The sequence below is a fragment of the Streptococcus parasanguinis genome, assembly GCF_015556095.1.
In the GTDB taxonomy this organism is placed as follows: domain Bacteria; phylum Bacillota; class Bacilli; order Lactobacillales; family Streptococcaceae; genus Streptococcus; species Streptococcus parasanguinis_Q.
This window is the reverse complement of sequence record NZ_JADNLT010000001.1, coordinates 473220-491984: the sequence shown is the minus strand read 5'-3', so window position 1 is coordinate 491984 and position 18765 is coordinate 473220. Positions and strand designations below refer to the sequence as shown.

Below are 18765 nucleotides of genomic sequence, written 5' to 3'. Positions count from 1 at the left end.
CTCTTTTGCTTTACTTTTATGCCTAGTTTGGTATAATGAATGAGACTACAGATGGGACTGGGGCAGGAATGATTTTCTTTGAAAATGATTTCGTCTCGCTCCCTCTTTTCTGTGTGATCAAGGTTATTATTTATGGAAAAGGAGAATCATCTATGCTTTATATTTGGTCTTACTTGAAAAAGTATCCCAAGTGGCTAGCCCTGAATCTATTTTCGGCGGTCCTGTTTGTTATTGTCAATTTGGGCTTGCCAACGGTTCTAGCTCGCATGATTGATGAAGGGATTAACCCGCGTGATGTGGACCGGCTGTATTTCTGGGGCTGGGTCATGTTTGCGATTATTTTGCTTGGGATTGTGGGGCGGATTATCTTGTCTTACGCGGTTGGTCAGCTAACGACCACCATGGTCCGCGATATGCGCAATGACCTCTATGCTAAGTTACAGGAGTACTCGCATCGCGAGTATGAGCAAATTGGGGTATCGTCATTGGTCACTCGCTTGACTTCGGATGCCTTTGTTTTGATGCAGTTTGCGGATTCTATGTTGAAGATGGGGGTCATCACACCCTTGATGATGGTTTCCAGTGTTCTCTTGATTTTGACAACCAGTCCTTCTTTAGCGTGGATTGTAGCGGTTTCTGTACCATTTCTTGCGGTCGTCGTCTGGTATGTGGCAGTTAAGACACGTCCTCTTTCTGAGAAACAACAAAAGACCCTCGACCATCTCAATCAATTTGCGCGTGAAAATTTGACTGGACTTCGTGTGATTCGTGCCTTTGCCCGTGAAGAATTCCAAGAGGATAAATTTGCGGCTGAAAATGAAGTCTACGCAGAAAACTCGAATAAATTGTTCAAACTAACTGGTTTGACAGAACCCCTATTTGTGCAGATCATCATAGCTATGATTGTGGCGATTGTCTGGTTTGCTTTGGATCCTCTTCATGACGGTAGTTTGAAAATTGGGGATCTGGTTGCCTTTATTGAGTATAGCTTCCACGCGCTCTTATCTTTCCTCTTTTTAGCCAATCTCTTTACTATGTATCCTCGGACTGCGGTTTCTAGCCGTCGTCTCAAGGAAATCATGGACATGCCCATTTCGATTGATCCAAATGAGAATGGTGTAACAGAAACAGCGTCTCGTGGCTATTTGGAATTTGACAATGTCACCTTTGCTTATCCAGGTGAGACAGAAAGTCCGGTTCTTCACAACATTTCCTTTCAAGCCAAACCTGGTGAAACGATTGCCTTTATCGGCTCGACTGGTTCTGGGAAATCTTCGCTTGTGCAGTTGATTCCTCGATTCTATGATGTCACCTTAGGAAAGATTTTGGTGGATGGCGTGGATGTCCGTGACTACAATCTGAAAGCCCTTCGCCAAAAGATTGGTTTTATTCCGCAAAAGGCCTTGCTCTTTACAGGAACCATTGCTGAAAACCTTCGTTATGGAAAAGAAGATGCCTCTGTACAAGAGCTAGAACAAGCGGCTGAAATTTCCCAAGCCAAAGAATTTATTGACAGTCGCGAGGAACGCTTTGACACGCATTTGGCAGAAGGTGGTAGCAACCTTTCAGGTGGCCAAAAACAACGCTTGTCCATCGCTCGTGCCGTTGTCAAAGATCCTGATATTTTTATCTTTGATGATTCCTTCTCAGCCCTAGACTACAAGACGGATGCCACTTTGCGGAAGCGTCTCAAAGAAGTCACAGGAGATGCGACCGTCTTAATCGTAGCGCAACGCGTGGGAACCATTATGGATGCGGATCAAATTATTGTCTTGGACCAAGGGGAAATCGTCGGTCGAGGAACCCACGATGAATTGATGGAAAGCAATGAGATCTATCGTGAAATTGCCAATTCGCAGCTCGATAGTCCGTCATTAACAGAAGAATAGAAAGGAGAAGCAGATGAAACAAGAACAAAACAGTTTTAGTAGACTATGGACTTATTTGAGAGCCTATCGATTGGAAGTTTGCTTGTCCATTTTCTTAAAAATTCTGAGTGTCGTCATGAGTGTTGTCGAACCCTTTGTTTTGGGGCTTGCGATTACTGAGTTGACAAAAAATCTCATGGATATGGCAAAAGGCCTTGCGGGAGCTGGTCTTAACACCTCCTATATCGCGATCATTATGACGCTCTATCTATTCCGTGGGGTCCTCTATGAGTTGGGATCTTATTATTCTAACTATTTCATGACCAATGCTGTTCAAAAGACTGTTCAGGACATGAGAAATGATTTGTCTCATAAAATCAATCACATTCCCGTTTCTTATTTTGACCGGCATCAGTTCGGAGATTTGCTAGGACGTTTTACTAGCGATGTCGAAACCGTCTCGAATGCCTTGCAACAGTCCTTCTTACAAATCGTTAATGCTATCTTTACCTTGCTCTTTGTCATCAGCATGGTCTTGTACTTAAACATCCAGCTGGGGCTAGTGGTCATTTTGTCCATTCCGATCACTTATTTCAGTGCTCGATTTATCATGAAAAAATCTCAACCTTACTTTAAAGAGCAGGCAGATGTTTTGGGAGCAATGAACGGCTTTGTGCAAGAAAATTTAACAGGCTTTAATGTCCTTAAGCTCTACGTTCGGGAAAAATCTTCCCAGGAAGAGTTTCATGATATTACCCATCGCCTTCAAAAAGTAGGATTCAAGGCTAATTTCATTTCTGGCTTAATGATGCCGATTTTAAATGGGATTTCAGATTTGACTTATCTCATTATCGCTTTGTTTGGTGGCTTGCAAGTGATAGCAGGTCGTTTGACTGTCGGGAATATGCAGGCCTTCGTTCAATATGTTTGGCAGATCAACCAACCGATTCAAAACTTAACCCAATTGGTAGGGCAGCTACAAAGTGCTAAGTCGTCTCTAGATCGGATTTTCCAAGTCATGGATGAGCCAGATGAAGTAGCAGATGTGACAGAAACCCTCTCTGGAGACTTGACAGGGCAAGTCAGCTTTAAAAACGTTGATTTCCAATATGTAGCGGACAAACCCTTGATTCGTGATTTCAACCTTGAAGTCAAACCAGGTGAAATGGTGGCCATTGTCGGACCGACCGGAGCAGGAAAAACAACCTTGATTAATTTGCTCATGCGCTTTTACGATGTGACTGCAGGATCGATTACGGTGGATGGTCATGATATTCGTCATCTATCTCGCCAAGATTACCGCAAACAATTCGGAATGGTGCTTCAGGATGCTTGGTTATATGAAGGAACCATTAAAGAAAACCTTCGCTTTGGTAATCTCGAGGCAACGGATGAAGAAATTGTGGAAGCTGCAAAGGCAGCCAATGTCGATCACTTTATCAGGACACTTCCTGGTGGTTATAATATGGAAATGAACCAGGAGTCTAGCAATATTTCTCTAGGGCAAAAGCAACTCCTAACCATTGCGCGTGCGCTCCTAGCGGATCCTAAAATCTTGATTTTGGATGAAGCGACGTCTTCTGTCGATACGCGTTTAGAGCTCTTGATTCAAAAAGCGATGAAGAATTTGATGAAAGGGCGGACTAGCTTTGTTATTGCTCACCGCTTGTCTACCATTCAAGAAGCAGATAAAATCCTTGTCCTCAAAGATGGCCAAATCATCGAGCAAGGAAATCACCAATCCTTGTTAGCAGATAAAGGGTTCTACTATGAGCTCTACAATAGCCAATTTTCAAATAAAAAAGCGGAATAAGCGCGTGCCATCAAAAGAGGTTTGAGAAAGCATTCTCAGCCTCTTTTTTCTTACTCACTTTTATTACTACATAAAAAGGTTAACATTTCTGCAACAAATTGATACAGAATATTCACACAATTCACCTTGTTTGTCATGATAATTTTTATTAGGATAGAATCGTTGTAAAAAATAAAAGGAGAAATATGTGATGTATCATTTAAACAAAGATATCATTTTTGGCATTCGCAAGTCTAAGCTTGGAGTCTTTTCTGTCGTAATTGCGATCATGGGGGCTTGTTTTTTGACTGGACAATCTGTGGCAGCTGATCAAGTTGGAGAGCAAGCACAAGTCCAAACACAAGGGCAAGAAGCGACAACTTCGGATCCCGCAAGCTCTCAAGTAGATACCAGCCAATATGGAGCATCCATGCCTTACACCCGTTATGAGGCAGACAAAGGGAACCTCCTTGGAAAAGCAGAGGTAGAGCAGTCTCAAGACAGTCAATCAACAGCTATTGAAGCTTCTGATCAGACTTATGTCGCTTTAAAAGAAATGGGAGATGGTGTCTCCTTTAAGGTCAATGAACCAGCTAATGCTTTAACCGTACGCTACACGGTACCAGATGGAGCCAGTGGACAACTCGATGTTCAGGTGAATGGTCACAGTGTTCAACAATTGGATCTTTCATCTACGTCTAACTGGCAGTATTTGAATGACAAAGGTGTTTATGATAGTGCTCAGGCGGATACACGCGCTCGGTTCCAATTTGATGAAGTACACAGCCTCCTTCCAGGACTTCAGCTTCAAAAAGGAGATGTGGTTTCACTGGTGAAAAACAGGTCAGACGACGTCCATTATGGCCTTGACTTTGTGGAATTTGAGCAAGCTCCAGACCTGATTGCTCAAGGGGATAACGCTATCAATATTGTTTCTAAAGGAGCTACGCCAAACGACGATACTGATGACAGCCAGGCCCTCTATGATGCGATTTATGAAGCTAAACAAACAGGAAAGAATGTCTATATCCCAGCTGGGCGATTTAATCTCAATCGAAAAGTCGGTATCGATGCTTCCGATATGAAGATTTCAGGGGCTGGTATCTGGCATACCCAACTGCATTTTACTAGTGACCAAGCTGGTGGCGGTGGATTTGACTTCCTTCACCAAGACAACCATGTTGAATTTAGCGATGTCTATCTGTCCTCCAACCTTCGTTCACGCTATGGTGAAAACGCTCAGTACAAGGCCATTTCTGGAACGCCAGGGAAGAATTCTCATATTCACGATATTTGGGCTGAACATTTTGAAGTCGGCATGTGGATTGGCGATTATGCTAGCAAAAATGATATGAAGTACACAGATGGTCTAGTAGTAGAAAATGTCCGTTTGCGAAACAACCTGGCTGACGGAGTCAACTTTGCCCAAGGGACTAAGAATTCGATTGTCCGCAATTCGAGTATTCGTGGAAATGGAGATGACGGACTAGCCAGCTGGTCAAGTATTGCGGATGGAACAGAATCAGCAGTAGCAGAAAACAATAAATTCTTGCACAATACGATTGAACTTGGTTGGCGTGCTGGTGGTGTTGGGATCTTTGGTGGAAAAGGCCATGAGATTGCCTACAATCGGATTAAAGACAATATCGGGGATGCCGGAATTCGCTTGACGACTGTCTTTAAGGGTCATAACTTTGATCTGAATGAAGAAGGAATTCGGGTTCACCACAATCTCTTGGAGCGTACAGGGACGAAGAGCGATATCTACAACAAGCATCGTGGATCGATTGATGTTGAAACGCGCTATGGAGATATTAAAAATGTCACCATTGAGGACAATGTATTTTTAGCGCCATTTGATACAGGTGTGACCGATCACCTCAATCCAAATGGAGGTATCCTAAATCATGTCGAAGTCAGAAACAATCAAACCATGGGTCAACTCTCTCATCCAGCTCAAGGAGGAGTGTCTGCCTCCGTTTCAAAACCAGTTGGACAAGCCTTGAGAGTGAAAGAAAAAACCCTTCAAGTAAGTGCAGTGAAAGTCCCCCATCAACCTTCGAAAGTTCAACTGTCTAAGAAACAAACCGGTCTGAATCTTAAACAAGCAAAGACAGTCACTAAAACAGTCAAACCTAACTATGTCTTAAAAGCAACATATTCCAAGCAAAAGAGCTTTTTGAAAGCTCCGAGTGCTTTGTTCCTTTACCGGATGATGGGGTTAAGTCAAACGGTTTAAGAAGGATGGAAATCCTGGATACAATTCCAGGATTTTTTGCTTGCTGCTAGTCCTTCATTGACAGTGAGAAGGCAGATCGGTATACTAGGTATAATCTAATTAGGAGGCCACCATGATGATTCGACCCGTTCAGCTCAGCGATGCAGCAGCTATCCGAGCGATTTACCAACCTTATGTGACAGAGACAGCCATTACCTTTGAGCTCGATGTGCCGACTGTCCAGGAATTTGAAAGACGCATCGCAAAAACGCTGACCCAATTTCCTTATTTGGTCGCAGAAGTGGATGGGAAAGTTATGGGGTATGCCTATGCCTCGACCTATTATGCACGCGCTGCCTATGATTGGACCACTGAATTATCTATTTATGTCGCAAAAGAAGCGCGTGGACAAGGGATCGGATCGGCTCTTTATACGGCCTTAGAAGAGGAGTTGCAAGCACGAGGCTACTTACGCTTTCTGGCTTGTATCGCAGTTCCGAACGAAGCGAGCATTTCCATGCATGAAAAGCGAGGCTATGTTCAAGTGGCTCATTTCCCAAAGATTGGCTATAAGTTCAACAAATGGCATGATATCGTCTGGATGCAAAAGACGATCGAAGGGCCGGTGAGAAAAATCAAGTAAGAGCTGTTAAGGAGTAGTAGCTAAATGAAATGAAATCTCCAAATCACTTGAAACAATCCATAAATTATTCAGCATAGAAAATGTTTTTTTACAAAAGAGGTTTTTATGACTCAAGAACAAAGTGCTAGACTGTTACCCCAAAAGCCCTCTAGGTGGGCCCAAATTCTACTTAACCGAAAGGTTCCCATCCTCCTGTTCTTCTTACTGGAATTGGCCTTTCTTGTCTTTTCATATCTCAGCCTACAAGAGCATTTCCCATCCATTATCTTATGGGAACACTTGTTGAGTGTCTTTACCTTCTTATACTTGCTCAATCGTTCCATGGATTCTCGTTCCAAACTGTCCTGGGTGATTATCATTGCCCTCTTTCCAATTTTTGGGACGGCTCTGCTTTACTTTTCGTTAGCTGATTTGGGTGTGAGACGCTTGAAGAAGCGGCTTGAGAATGCTACAGTGCAGGCATCTGACTATCTAAGCACAGATCCAGAAGTTGCTGATTATTTATCCCAAAGTGATCACCAATTACAGAAATTAGCTTATTTTCTGGAGCATAGTCCAGCCCAGTTTCCTATCTACAGAGACACAGAGGTCACCTATTTTCCACTTGGAGATGACATGCTACCAGCCTTGTTGGAGGATTTGAAAAAGGCGGAACGTTATATCTTTATGGAATATTTCATTATTGACGAAGGGATCATGTGGGGCGAGATTTTAGCCATTTTGGAGGAGAAGGCCAAGGCAGGTCTGGATGTTCGTGTCATGTTTGATGGGATGAATGAGATGACTACCTTGTCCTACGATTATATCGAGCGATTGCACAAGGTTGGCATTAAAGCTCAGGCCTTCTCACCAGTCAAGCCTATTCTATCAACCTATTACAATTACCGAGACCATCGAAAGATTACAGTGATTGATGGTCAAGTTGCTTACACTGGTGGCGTTAATATCGCTGATGAGTATGTCAATAAACTAGAACGCTTTGGTCATTGGAAGGATACGGCCCTTCGATTAGATGGTTCAGCAGTTCAAACGCTAAAAGCTCTCTTTTTGACCATGTGGACAGTGACCGGAATAGAAGACAAAGCGGATATGGAGCGCTATCTACAAGAAAAACCTCAACAAAGAAAGAGCCAGGGCTTGGTTCTTCCTTATGGCAATTCACCATTGACTTATCATAAGGTGGCTGAGGATGTTTATCTTCATTTACTGAATACATCGACCGATTATGTTCACATCATGACGCCGTATCTGATCTTGGATGACGAATTGGTTAGAGCTATGACTTTCGCGGCCAAACGAGGAGTAGATGTTCGGATCATTATGCCAGGGATTCCAGATAAACAATATGCTTTTGATATTGCGACGACCTATTTTAAAGTGCTCTTGGATGCTGGCGTCCGTATTTTCCGCTATACCCCAGGCTTTGTCCATGCTAAAGTTTATGTTTCTGATAGCCAACAAGCTGTGGTAGGAACCATTAATACAGACTACCGAAGTCTTTATCAAAATTTTGAAGATGGCGTATATCTTTATAAGAATCCGGAAGTGCTTAACATTGAACAAGATTTTAAAAAAACCCAGGAGCTCTCAGAGGAAGTCACTCTAGAAAGTTTATCTAAAATGCCTATGGCTCATCGTCTAGGTGGTTATCTCTTTTCTCTGATTGGACCTTTGATGTAGATGGAGTTTCTTCTTATTTGTATGCTATAATATTTTAAACTAATAGCTAGCAAGTAGGTACTTGATGAAATCTACTCCTTGACTCTAGCGATTAGTATGCTATAATAGTTTCATGCGATGAGTCGATTGGCTCTTAGGAGCCTTTTGCGCTGAGGAGGTCTACATTCAATTGTAACGCAGGAGCGGACCTTGAACAGTTGTGTGAACCTACTGTTCTCACCGAAAGGTGCCTCGAATCCTGGTCTTCGGATCAGGATTTTTTTGTTTCCTCAAAGAACCGAAAACTATTATAATACAGTTGCTACAAAGTTATGTTGGTGTTATAATATAGTAAAGTGCCTAGGTCAGAAAGGAGTGGAGTTGATTGGGAGATTTCTATCATTCTAATGATTCAGCATCTACAGACTATTCGCATAAAATTGAGGAGCTTGAAAACTCTAAACAATTTCAGGATGCCATCGGATTGATCCGAGAACAGATGAAGAACAATCTTAAGTGGAATGTTTTGCGATCCTTTGGTATTATTTGCGCCATACTGTCTCTCATTTTATTGCGTTTTGCAGCTATTCCTTTGATCCTTTTAGTTGTTGGTTTGTATTATTGGCCACAATATAAAAAACGAAAAGCCTTGTTTGGGGATCGAATTCGTTCGAACGATGAGATCTATCTTGATGATATCCTTTCGCCTGTATTAAAGGAAGTTTTTCCTCGAGCTTCGATCAAAGAGGACGGTTCCATCCCTTCTGAAGCTCTCTCGCATTTATGTCCTCGGTCGACTGATTTTCTATGTTTCAAAGAACTATCGTTTCATGATGACAAAGAGCTAACGGTGTCAAATCTCTATGCCCATCATACAGAGACTCGTTACCGGACATCTAATGGTCATACGAGGACGGAACATGTGGAAGTTACAGATTTCCTTGGACAAGTGTTCTCTTTATGTCTACCGATCAATTTCTCGGGTCATCTTCGGGTGGTTCCGACCAAGAAATCCTTTCTTTTTAAGAGGGAGGTGAATGGGGTTTATCCTGGAGCCAGAGGGGATGAAGTGCAGATTGAAACCGAGGATATTCGCAATAACGAAAATTACAATATCTACTGCACGGATGAATTGTCTGCCCGTAAATTTCTCACCCCTAAGATGTTGGAATGGTTTGATCGACAAATTTCTCAAAATGCCATGTGTGTTTTTTTGAAAGACAAGAAACTATTTATTTCTTTGTATACCGATCGCTATATCTTTCCGACGCCCCAAAAACCAGAAGATATTGATCAACTATCTTTGGTAGCTGAATATCATAAATTATGCAGAGAACTAGCTTTAATTAAAGAAATAACAGCAATTTTTGAAGGAGAAGCATCATGAATCTCATTATCGGCTTAATCATATTTGTTGCCCTATTGGCTATTTGGTTTATTAGTGTAGGAAATCGTCTCAATCGCTATCTAGTGACCATTGAAGAATCAAAGAGAACGGTCGATATCGTTCTCGTAAAACGCTATGATACCATTTCGGAAATGCTAAAAGTAGCCAAAGCCTATGCCAAACATGAACAACAGATTTTCACTGATTTAGTTGCTTTACGTCAAGGAGCATCTATCCAAGAATCTAACCAAGTCATTACCAATCAAAATGATGTCTTGGCACAAATTCGTGCAGTGGGTGAAAACTATCCAGAGCTCTTGTCTTCTAACCAATTCTTGGCCCTACAAAAGGAAATTTCTGACGAAAATGAAGATCTTGCTGCAGCGAAGCGAATTGTTAACAGTAATGTCAGCCACATCAATCAAGAAATTGTTTCCTTTCCAGCGTCTATCGTAGCAGGTGTAAAGGGGATCCATCAAGTTCCATTTCTTGCTGAAGAAACACAAGGTAAGAAAGATTTAAGTGATTTGAACTATGACCTGAATTAAAGAGCTTTTATGATAAATAACCATTAAAAATCCTGGTCTTAGAATCAGGATTTTTTCCTACTGTTGGTACTTTTCATTTATGCCAAAAAATTGTATAATAGTACAAATACTCAATTTTTAGAAAATTTTGAAAGAGGATTTACTATGGGATACACAGTTGCTGTTGTCGGTGCTACAGGTGCCGTTGGTGCTCAAATGATCAAAATGTTGGAAGAATCTACTCTTCCAATCGATAAAATTCGCTACCTTGCGTCAGCACGTTCTGCAGGAAAAGTCTTGCAATTTAAAGGGCAAGACGTGACCATTGAGGAAACGACTGAAGATGCTTTTGAAGGCGTTGATATTGCTCTTTTCTCAGCTGGTGGTTCAACATCTGCCAAATATGCACCTTATGCGGTGAAAGCAGGCGCAGTAGTGGTTGATAACACTTCTTATTTCCGTCAAAATCCGGATGTCCCATTGGTTGTTCCTGAAGTGAATGCACATGCGCTTGATGCTCACAACGGAATCATCTCTTGTCCAAACTGTTCAACCATTCAAATGATGGTGGCTCTTGAACCCGTTCGTCAAAAATGGGGCTTGGACCGTATCATCGTGTCTACTTACCAAGCTGTATCAGGTGCTGGTATGGGAGCGATTCTTGAAACCCAACGTGAGTTGAAGGAAGTCTTGAATGATGGGGTCAACCCACGCGATGTCAAAGCGGAAATTTTGCCATGTGGTGGTGATAAAAAACATTACCCAATTGCTTTCAACGCTCTTCCACAAATCGACGTCTTCACAGAAAACGACTATACTTACGAAGAAATGAAGATGACAAACGAAACCAAGAAAATCATGGAAGATGATAGCATTGCCGTTTCAGCAACTTGTGTGCGGATTCCAGTCTTGTCAGCTCACTCAGAGTCAGTCTACATTGAAACAAAAGAAGTAGCACCAATTGACGAAGTGAAAGCTGCTATTGCAGAATTCCCAGGTGCAGTCCTTGAAGACGATGTCGCTCACCAAATTTACCCACAAGCGGTTAATGCGGTAGGTTCACGCGATACTTTCGTTGGACGGATTCGTAAAGACTTGGATGCTGAAAAAGGGATCCACATGTGGGTTGTTTCAGATAACCTTCTTAAAGGTGCCGCTTGGAACTCAGTCCAAATCGCAGAAACCCTTCACGAACGTGGACTCGTACGTCCAACAGCTGAATTGAAGTTTGAATTGAAATAGGGAGAAAAACAGAAATCAGTAACTCGAAGAGTTTGATTTCGTAGTTTTTCCCCCGCACAGTTGATTAGGAAGTACGAATGTTGCAAACATGAGTAGTTCCAATCAACCACTGCGTCACGATTCAGAAATCTGCAACTCGAAGAGTTTGATTTCTTCCTCAGCTTTCTAACGAATCAACTTGTTTTATGAACAGATCATGAGGCAAAGGCAAGGAAGCCCCAGCCTCTTTCTTATATAGAGAAAGGTTTTTCTATGTCTTATAATGATTTAAAAGATTGTAAAATCATCACTGCATTTATCACCCCCTTCCATGAAGATGGGAGCATTAATTTTGACGCTCTTCCTGACTTGATCGAGCACCTCTTGGCACATCATACAGATGGGATTCTCTTAGCTGGAACGACTGCAGAAAGTCCAACTCTGACCCACGATGAGGAATTGCAACTCTTTGCGGCCGTTCAAAAGATTGTCAATGGCCGAGTTCCTTTGATCGCTGGTGTCGGAACCAATGAAACCCGCGACTCAATTGAGTTCGTGAAAGAAGTGGATGCTTTTGGTGGCTTTGCGGCAGGATTGGCTATCGTCCCTTACTACAACAAACCATCTCAAGAAGGAATGTATCAACACTTTAAAGCGATTGCGGATGCATCTAATCTTCCGATTATTATCTACAATATTCCAGGGCGCGTGGTAGTAGAAATGACACCTGAAACCATGCTTCGTTTGGCAGAGCACCCAAATATCATCGGGGTCAAAGAGTGTACAACCCTTGCTAATATGGCCTATTTGATTGAACACAAGCCAGAAGAATTTCTCATCTATACAGGGGAAGATGGAGATGCTTTCCATGCGATGAACCTTGGAGCTGATGGAGTGATCTCAGTGGCTTCTCATACAAATGGAGATGAAATGCATGAGATGTTCCAAGCGATTGAACACAACGATATTAAAAAGGCTGCGGCTATCCAACGTCAATTTATCCCTAAAGTCAATGCTCTCTTCTCTTATCCAAGCCCAGCTCCTGTCAAAGCAGTCTTGAACTATATGGGCTTTGAAGCAGGGCCAACTCGTTTACCATTAGTGCCAGCTCCTGCTGAGGAAGCGAAGCGCATTATCAAGGTTGTAGTGGATGGGGATTACCACGCGACCAAAGAAATCATTACGGGAGTTCTTCGTCCGGATTATTGATGTCTTAGATTCTTGACAAATCCCCTATTTATTAAGATAATAGAAGTATATTGATGATCAAGGAGAATAAGATGGAAGTCATTAAACGTAGTGGTGAAGTTGTAGAATTTGACCCAGATAAAATCTATCAAGCTGTTTTGAAGGCAGCACAAACAGTTTATGTCTTGACGGATGATCTTCGCCAAAACTTGGCGCAAGTGACCAAGAAAGTTGTGATGGATTTGGAAGAAGCTAAAGTGGAACGTGCGACGATCAGCATGATCCAGTCAATGGTTGAGCACCGTTTACTTGGTGCTGGTTATATTACCATTGCTGAACACTATATTTCTTATCGCTTGCAACGTGATTTGGAACGAAGTGGTTATGGAGACCACATCGCTGTGCATTTGCATTTTGAGCAAATTCGCTAAAATATAAAATTGAAGTTACTTCGGTAGCTTCTTTTTAGTATTTTTATTAATCACTGAGAATTCAAGAAAACATGGTATAATAGAAGAGATTGAACTGGAAAGGAATGGAGAACATGGCAACTATACAATGGTTTCCTGGACACATGTCCAAAGCTAGAAGACAAGTACAAGAAAATTTAAAATTCGTGGATTTTGTGACGGTTTTGGTAGATGCTCGTTTGCCCCTATCAAGCCAAAATCCTATGTTAACAAAAATTGTTGGTGATAAGCCCAAATTAATGATTTTAAACAAGGTAGACTTGGCAGATCCTGTTGCAACAAAAGAATGGCAGGACTATTTTGAGTCTCAAGGCATCAAAACCTTGGCTATCAACTCCAAAGAGCAATCTACGGTTAAGAAGGTCACAGATGCTGCTAAGAGCTTGATGGCCGATAAAATTGCCCGTCAAAAGGAACGGGGAATTCAGATTGAAACCCTTCGGACCATGATCATCGGAATTCCTAATGCCGGGAAATCAACTTTGATGAACCGCTTAGCAGGGAAAAAGATTGCTGTTGTTGGGAATAAACCAGGGGTGACCAAGGGGCAACAGTGGTTGAAAACCAACAAAGACCTTGAAATCTTGGATACTCCTGGGATTCTCTGGCCCAAGTTTGAAGATGAAGAAGTGGCCTTAAAGCTCGCTTTAACAGGTGCCATCAAAGACCAGTTGCTTCCAATGGATGAAGTGACCATCTTTGGTCTTAACTATTTCAAAAAGCACTATCCAGCTGTTTTGCAGGAACGTTTTAAACAAATGGATCTGGAACAAGAAGCTCCTGAAATCATTATGGAAATGACCCAGAAATTAGGATTTCGAGAGGATTACGACCGTTTTTACAGTTTGTTTGTCAAGGATGTACGTGATGGTCGTTTGGGACGCTATTCCCTTGATCGTGTAGGTGAAATAGATGCCAACGATTAAAGAAATCAAAGAGCGTTTGGCAACGATTGACGATCTAGATCATCCCTTATTTGAAGAATTGATCCTTGATGGTCGAGCGGGGGTTCAAGCGGCTATCAGCAAACGAAAACGCGAACTCCAAAAACAAGTGGATGAAGACTTGCGTTTGGAAAAAATGCTAGCCTATGAGAAAGAACTTTATGCTCAAGGGATTGATCTTATTGCAGGTGTGGATGAAGTGGGACGCGGCCCATTAGCGGGTCCAGTTGTTGCAGCTGCCGTGATCTTGCCGAAAGCTTGTAAAATTCTGGGACTCAACGATAGTAAAAAGATTCCAAAATCCAAACACAAGGAAATCTATGAAGCTGTGCTCCAAAACGCCGTTGCGATCGGAATCGGCATCAAGGATAATCAAGTGATAGACCAGGTTAATATCTATGAAGCTACGAAGCTAGCCATGATGGAGGCCATTGGTCAGCTAGAGCCTCAACCCCAACATCTTTTGATTGATGCCATGAGGTTAGATCTTCCTATTTCCCAAACTAGTATCATCAAAGGGGATGCCAACTCCTTATCCATTGCTGCAGCATCCATCGTAGCCAAGGTGACTCGGGATCAGATGATGGAAGAGTTTGATCGAGAATATCCGGGTTATGATTTTGCTCAGAACGCTGGCTATGGGACGTCGAACCATCTGGCTGGCCTCGACCAACTGGGAGTGACCCCTATCCATCGGCGTTCGTTTGAACCCGTCAAATCAATGTGTGAGGATTAGGTTATGCTATTTACTATCGATATCGGAGGGACCTTTATAAAGTACGGTCTGATGGACGCAGACTATCAATTGGTTCATACAGACAAGATCCCAACACCACCTACGATTGAGGAGTTTTGGCAAGGATTAGAAGAAATCGTTACACCCGTAAGGGAAGAAATCGAGGGAATCGCCATTTCATGCCCTGGTGAGATCCAAAAGAGCCTTGGCTTTGTCTTTCGAGGTGGTCTCATTCCATATTTACGAGGCATTCCTCTAGCAAGTAGACTCGAACAAACATTTCAAGTACCCGTCACTGTTCTCAATGATGGAGAAGCCGCAGGTTTAGCGGAAGCAAGGCTTGGCAATCTAAAAGATTATCCTTGCGGTGCGACCTTGGTCTTAGGGACAGGAGTCGGCCTCGCTCTTCTTTCGAATGGTGACCTATTGAGAGGATGGCAACTGACAGAATACATTCGGTCTATTGATAAGGCAGAAAGAACACCAGAAAATCGCCGCTTTCATCGCGAACTCTTTTTGCAAGGCATTTCCAATCTTTTGGAAAACACCGGTTCTGCTGTTCAATTTGTTGAGAAAGCTAGTCACATCTTGAACCTAGAAAAGGCAGATGGTATAGCTGTTTTCAAAGCTCTTGATCTAGGGGGCTATGAGGAGCTGATATCCTTGTTTCAGGAATATTGTCATGATATTGCAATTTTGATTTTTAATCTTCAATCATTGCTCCTGATTGAAAAAGTGACGATTGGCGGGGGCATTAGTAGTCAACCACTATTGATCGATGAGATCAGTCGACAATACCATGAGCTGCTCTCTCAAAAAGGGCATAAACAATTTGAGGCCTTGCCGATCCAAGCGGCTCGCTTCCATAATGAAAGCAACTTGATTGGTGCCGCATCTTACTTTTATTCTTCGACATATCAAAAAAAGTTCTAGAAATAGAGCTTTTTTCTTTTCTTTTTCGAATAAATAAGTGAGAGGAAGTAGAAGGTGACCATGGAGAAATTTGAAATCTTTAAATTAAAAGAAGCCGGTTTATCAAATGAGCAAGTCTTGAGAGTCTTGGACTACTGTAGGAAAGAGCAAGTCTTACCAAGCTTAGAAGAGATAGCGAGGATCGCTCGCTGTCGCAGTATCCTTCATTTTGTAGACAAATACCGGCAACTAGATGAAGACCATTTACACAAGGAGTTTGAACGGTTCCCATCTCTATCCATTTTTGATCCAGAATACCCTGAGGAATTGCTACAGATCTACAATCCTCCTGTACTCCTTTTTTACCAAGGGGATTTGCAACTGTTAAGCAAACCGAAGATTGCAGTTGTTGGAGCTCGAGAGACCACGCGAGAAGGGGTTCGTTCTGTAGAGAAGATAATTAAGGAACTTGGAAATGAACTGGTCATTGTTAGTGGACTTGCTAAGGGAATTGATGCGACAGCTCATTATGCCAGTATACGAAATGGTGGTAAGACCATCGGAGTGATTGGAACGGGACTGGATGTCTTTTATCCTAAAAGCAATCAGAGATTACAGTCCCATATGGGGGAACACCATCTGATCTTGAGCGAGTATGGTCCAGGGCAGGCACCACTTAAGTTTCATTTTCCTGAGAGAAATCGCATCATTGCTGGTCTCTGTCAGGCAGTGATTGTGGCAGAGGCGCGACTCCGTTCAGGCAGTTTGATTACTTGTGAGCGTGCTATGGAAGAAGGCCGAGACGTTTTCGCTATTCCAGGAAATATTTTAGATGGAAAATCTGCAGGCTGCCATCACCTAATTCAAGAAGGAGCAAAGCTTATCACATCAGGCCAGGACATTCTTGATGAATTGAAATACGAATTGTGATTTTCCTATAGGAGAAGTTCCTAGTTGACATCTTTCTTAAAATGTATTAAACTCAATGAGATTTATACAATACAGAGGGATAAAACGTGGTAACAAAAAAGAAAAGCAGTACAACCAAGAAAAATTTGGTGATTGTGGAGTCTCCTGCTAAGGCCAAAACAATCGAGAAATACCTTGGTCGTAACTACAAAGTCATGGCCAGTGTTGGCCATATTCGGGACCTGAAAAAATCTACGATGTCGATCGACTTCGACAATAACTATGAACCGGAGTATATCAATATTCGCGGAAAAGGTCCCTTGATCAATGATTTGAAAAAAGAAGCTAAAAAAGCCAAACAAGTCTTTCTCGCAAGTGACCCGGACCGAGAAGGAGAAGCTATTTCTTGGCATTTAGCGCATATTTTGAACTTGGATGCCAAAGAAAAAAACCGTGTGGTCTTTAACGAAATCACCAAGGATGCAGTTAAAAACGCCTTTAAAGAACCGCGCCAAATCGATATGGACTTGGTCGATGCCCAACAAGCACGTCGGGTCTTGGACCGGATTGTAGGGTATTCAATTTCGCCTATTCTTTGGAAAAAGGTTAAAAAAGGACTTTCTGCAGGGCGCGTGCAATCTGTTGCTCTCAAATTAATCATTGATCGCGAAAACGAAATTAATGATTTCAAACCGGAAGAATATTGGACCATTGATGGCGTCTTTAAAAAAGGGACCAAGCAATTCCAAGCCAGCTTCTATGGGATTGATGGCAAGAAGATGAAGCTCAACACCAATGAAGAGGTGAAAGCTGTTCTTGAACGCTTAGATGGCAAAGATTTTACCGTTGAAAAGGTGGAAAAGAAAGAACGTCGACGGAATGCGCCACTTCCATACACCACCTCTTCCATGCAGATGGATGCTGCCAATAAGATCAACTTCCGTACACGTAAGACCATGATGGTCGCCCAGCAGTTGTATGAAGGAATCAATATTGGCTCTGGTGTTCAAGGTTTGATTACCTATATGCGTACCGATTCTACACGGATCAGTCCAGTTGCGCAAAATGAGGCAGCTAACTTTATCGTAGATCGCTTTGGTGAGAAATATTCCAAGCATGGAAGCCGCGTGAAGAATGCTTCTGGTGCCCAAGATGCCCACGAAGCGATTCGTCCATCCAGTGTCTTCAATACACCTGAAAGCATTGCTAAATACTTGGATAAAGACCAACTCAAGCTCTACACCTTGATTTGGAACCGCTTTGTAGCTAGTCAAATGACTGCAGCTGTCTTTGATACCATGAATGTCCGTTTAGGTCAAAATGGGGTTCAGTATACGGCAAACGGAAGCCAAGTGAAGTTTGATGGTTATTTGGCGATTTATAACGACTCAGATAAGAACAAGATGTTGCCGGATATGGTAGAAGGCGATATCGTTAAGCAAGTCAATAGCAAGCCTGAGCAACACTTTACCCAACCACCTGCTCGATATTCTGAAGCGACCTTGATTAAGACCTTAGAAGAAAATGGGGTTGGTCGTCCTTCAACCTATGCTCCGACGATTGAGACCATTCAAAAACGCTATTATGTGAAGCTGGTAGCCAAACGCTTTGAACCAACAGAGTTAGGGGAAATCGTTAATAAACTGATCGTTGAATTCTTCCCAGATATTGTCAATGTAACCTTCACAGCAGAAATGGAAGGGAAACTCGATGATGTCGAACTCGGAAAAGAAGAGTGGCAAAAAGTCATCGATGCCTTCTACAAACCATTCTCTAAGGAAGTCGCAAAGGCTGAAGAAGAGATGGAAAAAATCCAAATTAAAGACGAACCAGCTGGTTTTGATTGTGAAGTTTGTGGAAGCCCGATGGTGATTAAATTAGGACGTTTTGGTAAGTTCTATGCTTGTAGTAATTTCCCAGATTGTCGTCATACCCAGGCCATTGTCAAAGAAATCGGCGTGGAGTGTCCTGACTGTCATCAGGGACAAATCATCGAACGGAAAACCAAGCGCAACCGTATCTTCTATGGATGCAATCGCTATCCAGAGTGTGAATTTACCTCTTGGGATAAGCCGATCGGTCGGGATTGTCCAAAATGTGGCCACTACTTAGTTGAGAAAAAAGTTCGTGGTGGCGGCAAACAAGTCGTATGTAGCAATGGCGACTACGAAGAAGAAAAAGTGAAATAAGCTTTCAAATAATTCAATGTCTATTATAACGGCAATTTTTATAAATGTCTGTTACAATAGACATTTTGTGTTTTTTTCGTTATAATAGACATAAGGAGGTGG

14 protein-coding genes and 2 pseudogenes are annotated in these 18765 nt (G+C 42.3%); all 16 read left to right on the top strand.

Annotated elements, in window-relative coordinates:
• Window positions 1–152: 152 nt before the first annotated feature.
• A complete protein-coding gene (locus tag I2E70_RS02460) occupies window positions 153–1889 on the top strand; it encodes an ABC transporter ATP-binding protein (RefSeq protein WP_037606372.1) in 1737 nt (578 codons plus the stop codon).
• A 13-nt stretch (window positions 1890–1902) separates the two neighbouring features.
• On the top strand, window positions 1903–3681 hold the full coding sequence (locus tag I2E70_RS02455) for an ABC transporter ATP-binding protein (RefSeq protein ID WP_195423263.1): 1779 nt from the start codon (window positions 1903–1905) through the stop codon (window positions 3679–3681).
• Window positions 3682–3871: 190 nt separating this feature from the next.
• A pseudogene (locus I2E70_RS10700) lies at window positions 3872–3952 on the top strand (YSIRK-type signal peptide-containing protein); the annotation flags it as partial.
• 21 nt (window positions 3953–3973) lie between these two features.
• A pseudogene (locus I2E70_RS02450) lies at window positions 3974–5530 on the top strand (glycosyl hydrolase family 28-related protein); the annotation flags it as partial.
• A 481-nt stretch (window positions 5531–6011) separates the two neighbouring features.
• The gene (locus I2E70_RS02445; protein ID WP_070586226.1) at window positions 6012–6521 is read left to right on the top strand and encodes a GNAT family N-acetyltransferase; all 510 of its coding nucleotides are present in this window, start codon (window positions 6012–6014) and stop codon (window positions 6519–6521) included.
• 105 nt (window positions 6522–6626) lie between these two features.
• Window positions 6627–8201 carry a cardiolipin synthase gene (gene cls, locus I2E70_RS02440; RefSeq protein ID WP_195423259.1) on the top strand — a complete coding sequence of 525 codons (1575 nt, stop codon included), beginning with the start codon at window positions 6627–6629 and terminating at the stop codon, window positions 8199–8201.
• 364 nt (window positions 8202–8565) lie between these two features.
• The gene (locus I2E70_RS02435; protein ID WP_129824906.1) at window positions 8566–9567 is read left to right on the top strand and encodes a DUF3137 domain-containing protein; all 1002 of its coding nucleotides are present in this window, start codon (window positions 8566–8568) and stop codon (window positions 9565–9567) included.
• On the top strand, window positions 9564–10115 hold the full coding sequence (locus I2E70_RS02430; protein WP_195423257.1) for a LemA family protein: 552 nt from the start codon (window positions 9564–9566) through the stop codon (window positions 10113–10115). Before I2E70_RS02435 ends, I2E70_RS02430 begins: the two co-directional genes overlap by 4 nt.
• A 144-nt stretch (window positions 10116–10259) precedes the next feature.
• The gene (locus I2E70_RS02425) at window positions 10260–11336 is read left to right on the top strand and encodes an aspartate-semialdehyde dehydrogenase (protein ID WP_049473189.1); all 1077 of its coding nucleotides are present in this window, start codon (window positions 10260–10262) and stop codon (window positions 11334–11336) included.
• A 252-nt stretch (window positions 11337–11588) separates the two neighbouring features.
• Window positions 11589–12524 (top strand): 4-hydroxy-tetrahydrodipicolinate synthase, encoded by a 936-nt coding sequence (gene dapA / locus I2E70_RS02420; protein ID WP_195423255.1) that lies wholly within the window; start codon window positions 11589–11591, stop codon window positions 12522–12524.
• A gap of 71 nt (window positions 12525–12595) precedes the next feature.
• Window positions 12596–12934 (top strand): ATP cone domain-containing protein, encoded by a 339-nt coding sequence (locus tag I2E70_RS02415; RefSeq protein WP_006597242.1) that lies wholly within the window; start codon window positions 12596–12598, stop codon window positions 12932–12934.
• Between the two features lie 113 nt (window positions 12935–13047).
• The gene (gene ylqF / locus I2E70_RS02410; RefSeq protein ID WP_023918177.1) at window positions 13048–13899 is read left to right on the top strand and encodes a ribosome biogenesis GTPase YlqF; all 852 of its coding nucleotides are present in this window, start codon (window positions 13048–13050) and stop codon (window positions 13897–13899) included.
• Window positions 13886–14653, top strand: a complete 768-nt coding sequence (locus I2E70_RS02405) for a ribonuclease HII (RefSeq protein ID WP_195423253.1) — start codon at window positions 13886–13888, stop codon at window positions 14651–14653. The genes ylqF and I2E70_RS02405 overlap by 14 nt, the downstream gene beginning before the upstream one ends.
• A 3-nt stretch (window positions 14654–14656) precedes the next feature.
• Window positions 14657–15586 carry an ROK family protein gene (locus tag I2E70_RS02400; RefSeq protein ID WP_195423251.1) on the top strand — a complete coding sequence of 310 codons (930 nt, stop codon included), beginning with the start codon at window positions 14657–14659 and terminating at the stop codon, window positions 15584–15586.
• Between the two features lie 60 nt (window positions 15587–15646).
• On the top strand, window positions 15647–16495 hold the full coding sequence (dprA, locus tag I2E70_RS02395; protein WP_049473183.1) for a DNA-processing protein DprA: 849 nt from the start codon (window positions 15647–15649) through the stop codon (window positions 16493–16495).
• 86 nt (window positions 16496–16581) lie between these two features.
• The gene (gene topA / locus I2E70_RS02390) at window positions 16582–18663 is read left to right on the top strand and encodes a type I DNA topoisomerase (RefSeq protein WP_023918171.1); all 2082 of its coding nucleotides are present in this window, start codon (window positions 16582–16584) and stop codon (window positions 18661–18663) included.
• Window positions 18664–18765: the final 102 nt, after the last annotated feature.

What these genes read in the sequence shown, in the direction of transcription:
- I2E70_RS02460 (WP_037606372.1), top strand. Translation starts at nt 153, where the DNA reads ATGCTTTATATTTGGTCTTACTTGAAAAAGTATCCCAAGTGGCTAGCC.
- I2E70_RS02455 (WP_195423263.1), top strand. Translation starts at nt 1,903, where the DNA reads ATGAAACAAGAACAAAACAGTTTTAGTAGACTATGGACTTATTTGAGA.
- I2E70_RS02445 (WP_070586226.1), top strand. Translation starts at nt 6,012, where the DNA reads ATGATGATTCGACCCGTTCAGCTCAGCGATGCAGCAGCTATCCGAGCG.
- cls (WP_195423259.1), top strand. Translation starts at nt 6,627, where the DNA reads ATGACTCAAGAACAAAGTGCTAGACTGTTACCCCAAAAGCCCTCTAGG.
- I2E70_RS02430 (WP_195423257.1), top strand. Translation starts at nt 9,564, where the DNA reads ATGAATCTCATTATCGGCTTAATCATATTTGTTGCCCTATTGGCTATT.
- I2E70_RS02425 (WP_049473189.1), top strand. Translation starts at nt 10,260, where the DNA reads ATGGGATACACAGTTGCTGTTGTCGGTGCTACAGGTGCCGTTGGTGCT.
- dapA (WP_195423255.1), top strand. Translation starts at nt 11,589, where the DNA reads ATGTCTTATAATGATTTAAAAGATTGTAAAATCATCACTGCATTTATC.
- I2E70_RS02415 (WP_006597242.1), top strand. Translation starts at nt 12,596, where the DNA reads ATGGAAGTCATTAAACGTAGTGGTGAAGTTGTAGAATTTGACCCAGAT.
- ylqF (WP_023918177.1), top strand. Translation starts at nt 13,048, where the DNA reads ATGGCAACTATACAATGGTTTCCTGGACACATGTCCAAAGCTAGAAGA.
- I2E70_RS02405 (WP_195423253.1), top strand. Translation starts at nt 13,886, where the DNA reads ATGCCAACGATTAAAGAAATCAAAGAGCGTTTGGCAACGATTGACGAT.
- I2E70_RS02400 (WP_195423251.1), top strand. Translation starts at nt 14,657, where the DNA reads ATGCTATTTACTATCGATATCGGAGGGACCTTTATAAAGTACGGTCTG.
- dprA (WP_049473183.1), top strand. Translation starts at nt 15,647, where the DNA reads ATGGAGAAATTTGAAATCTTTAAATTAAAAGAAGCCGGTTTATCAAAT.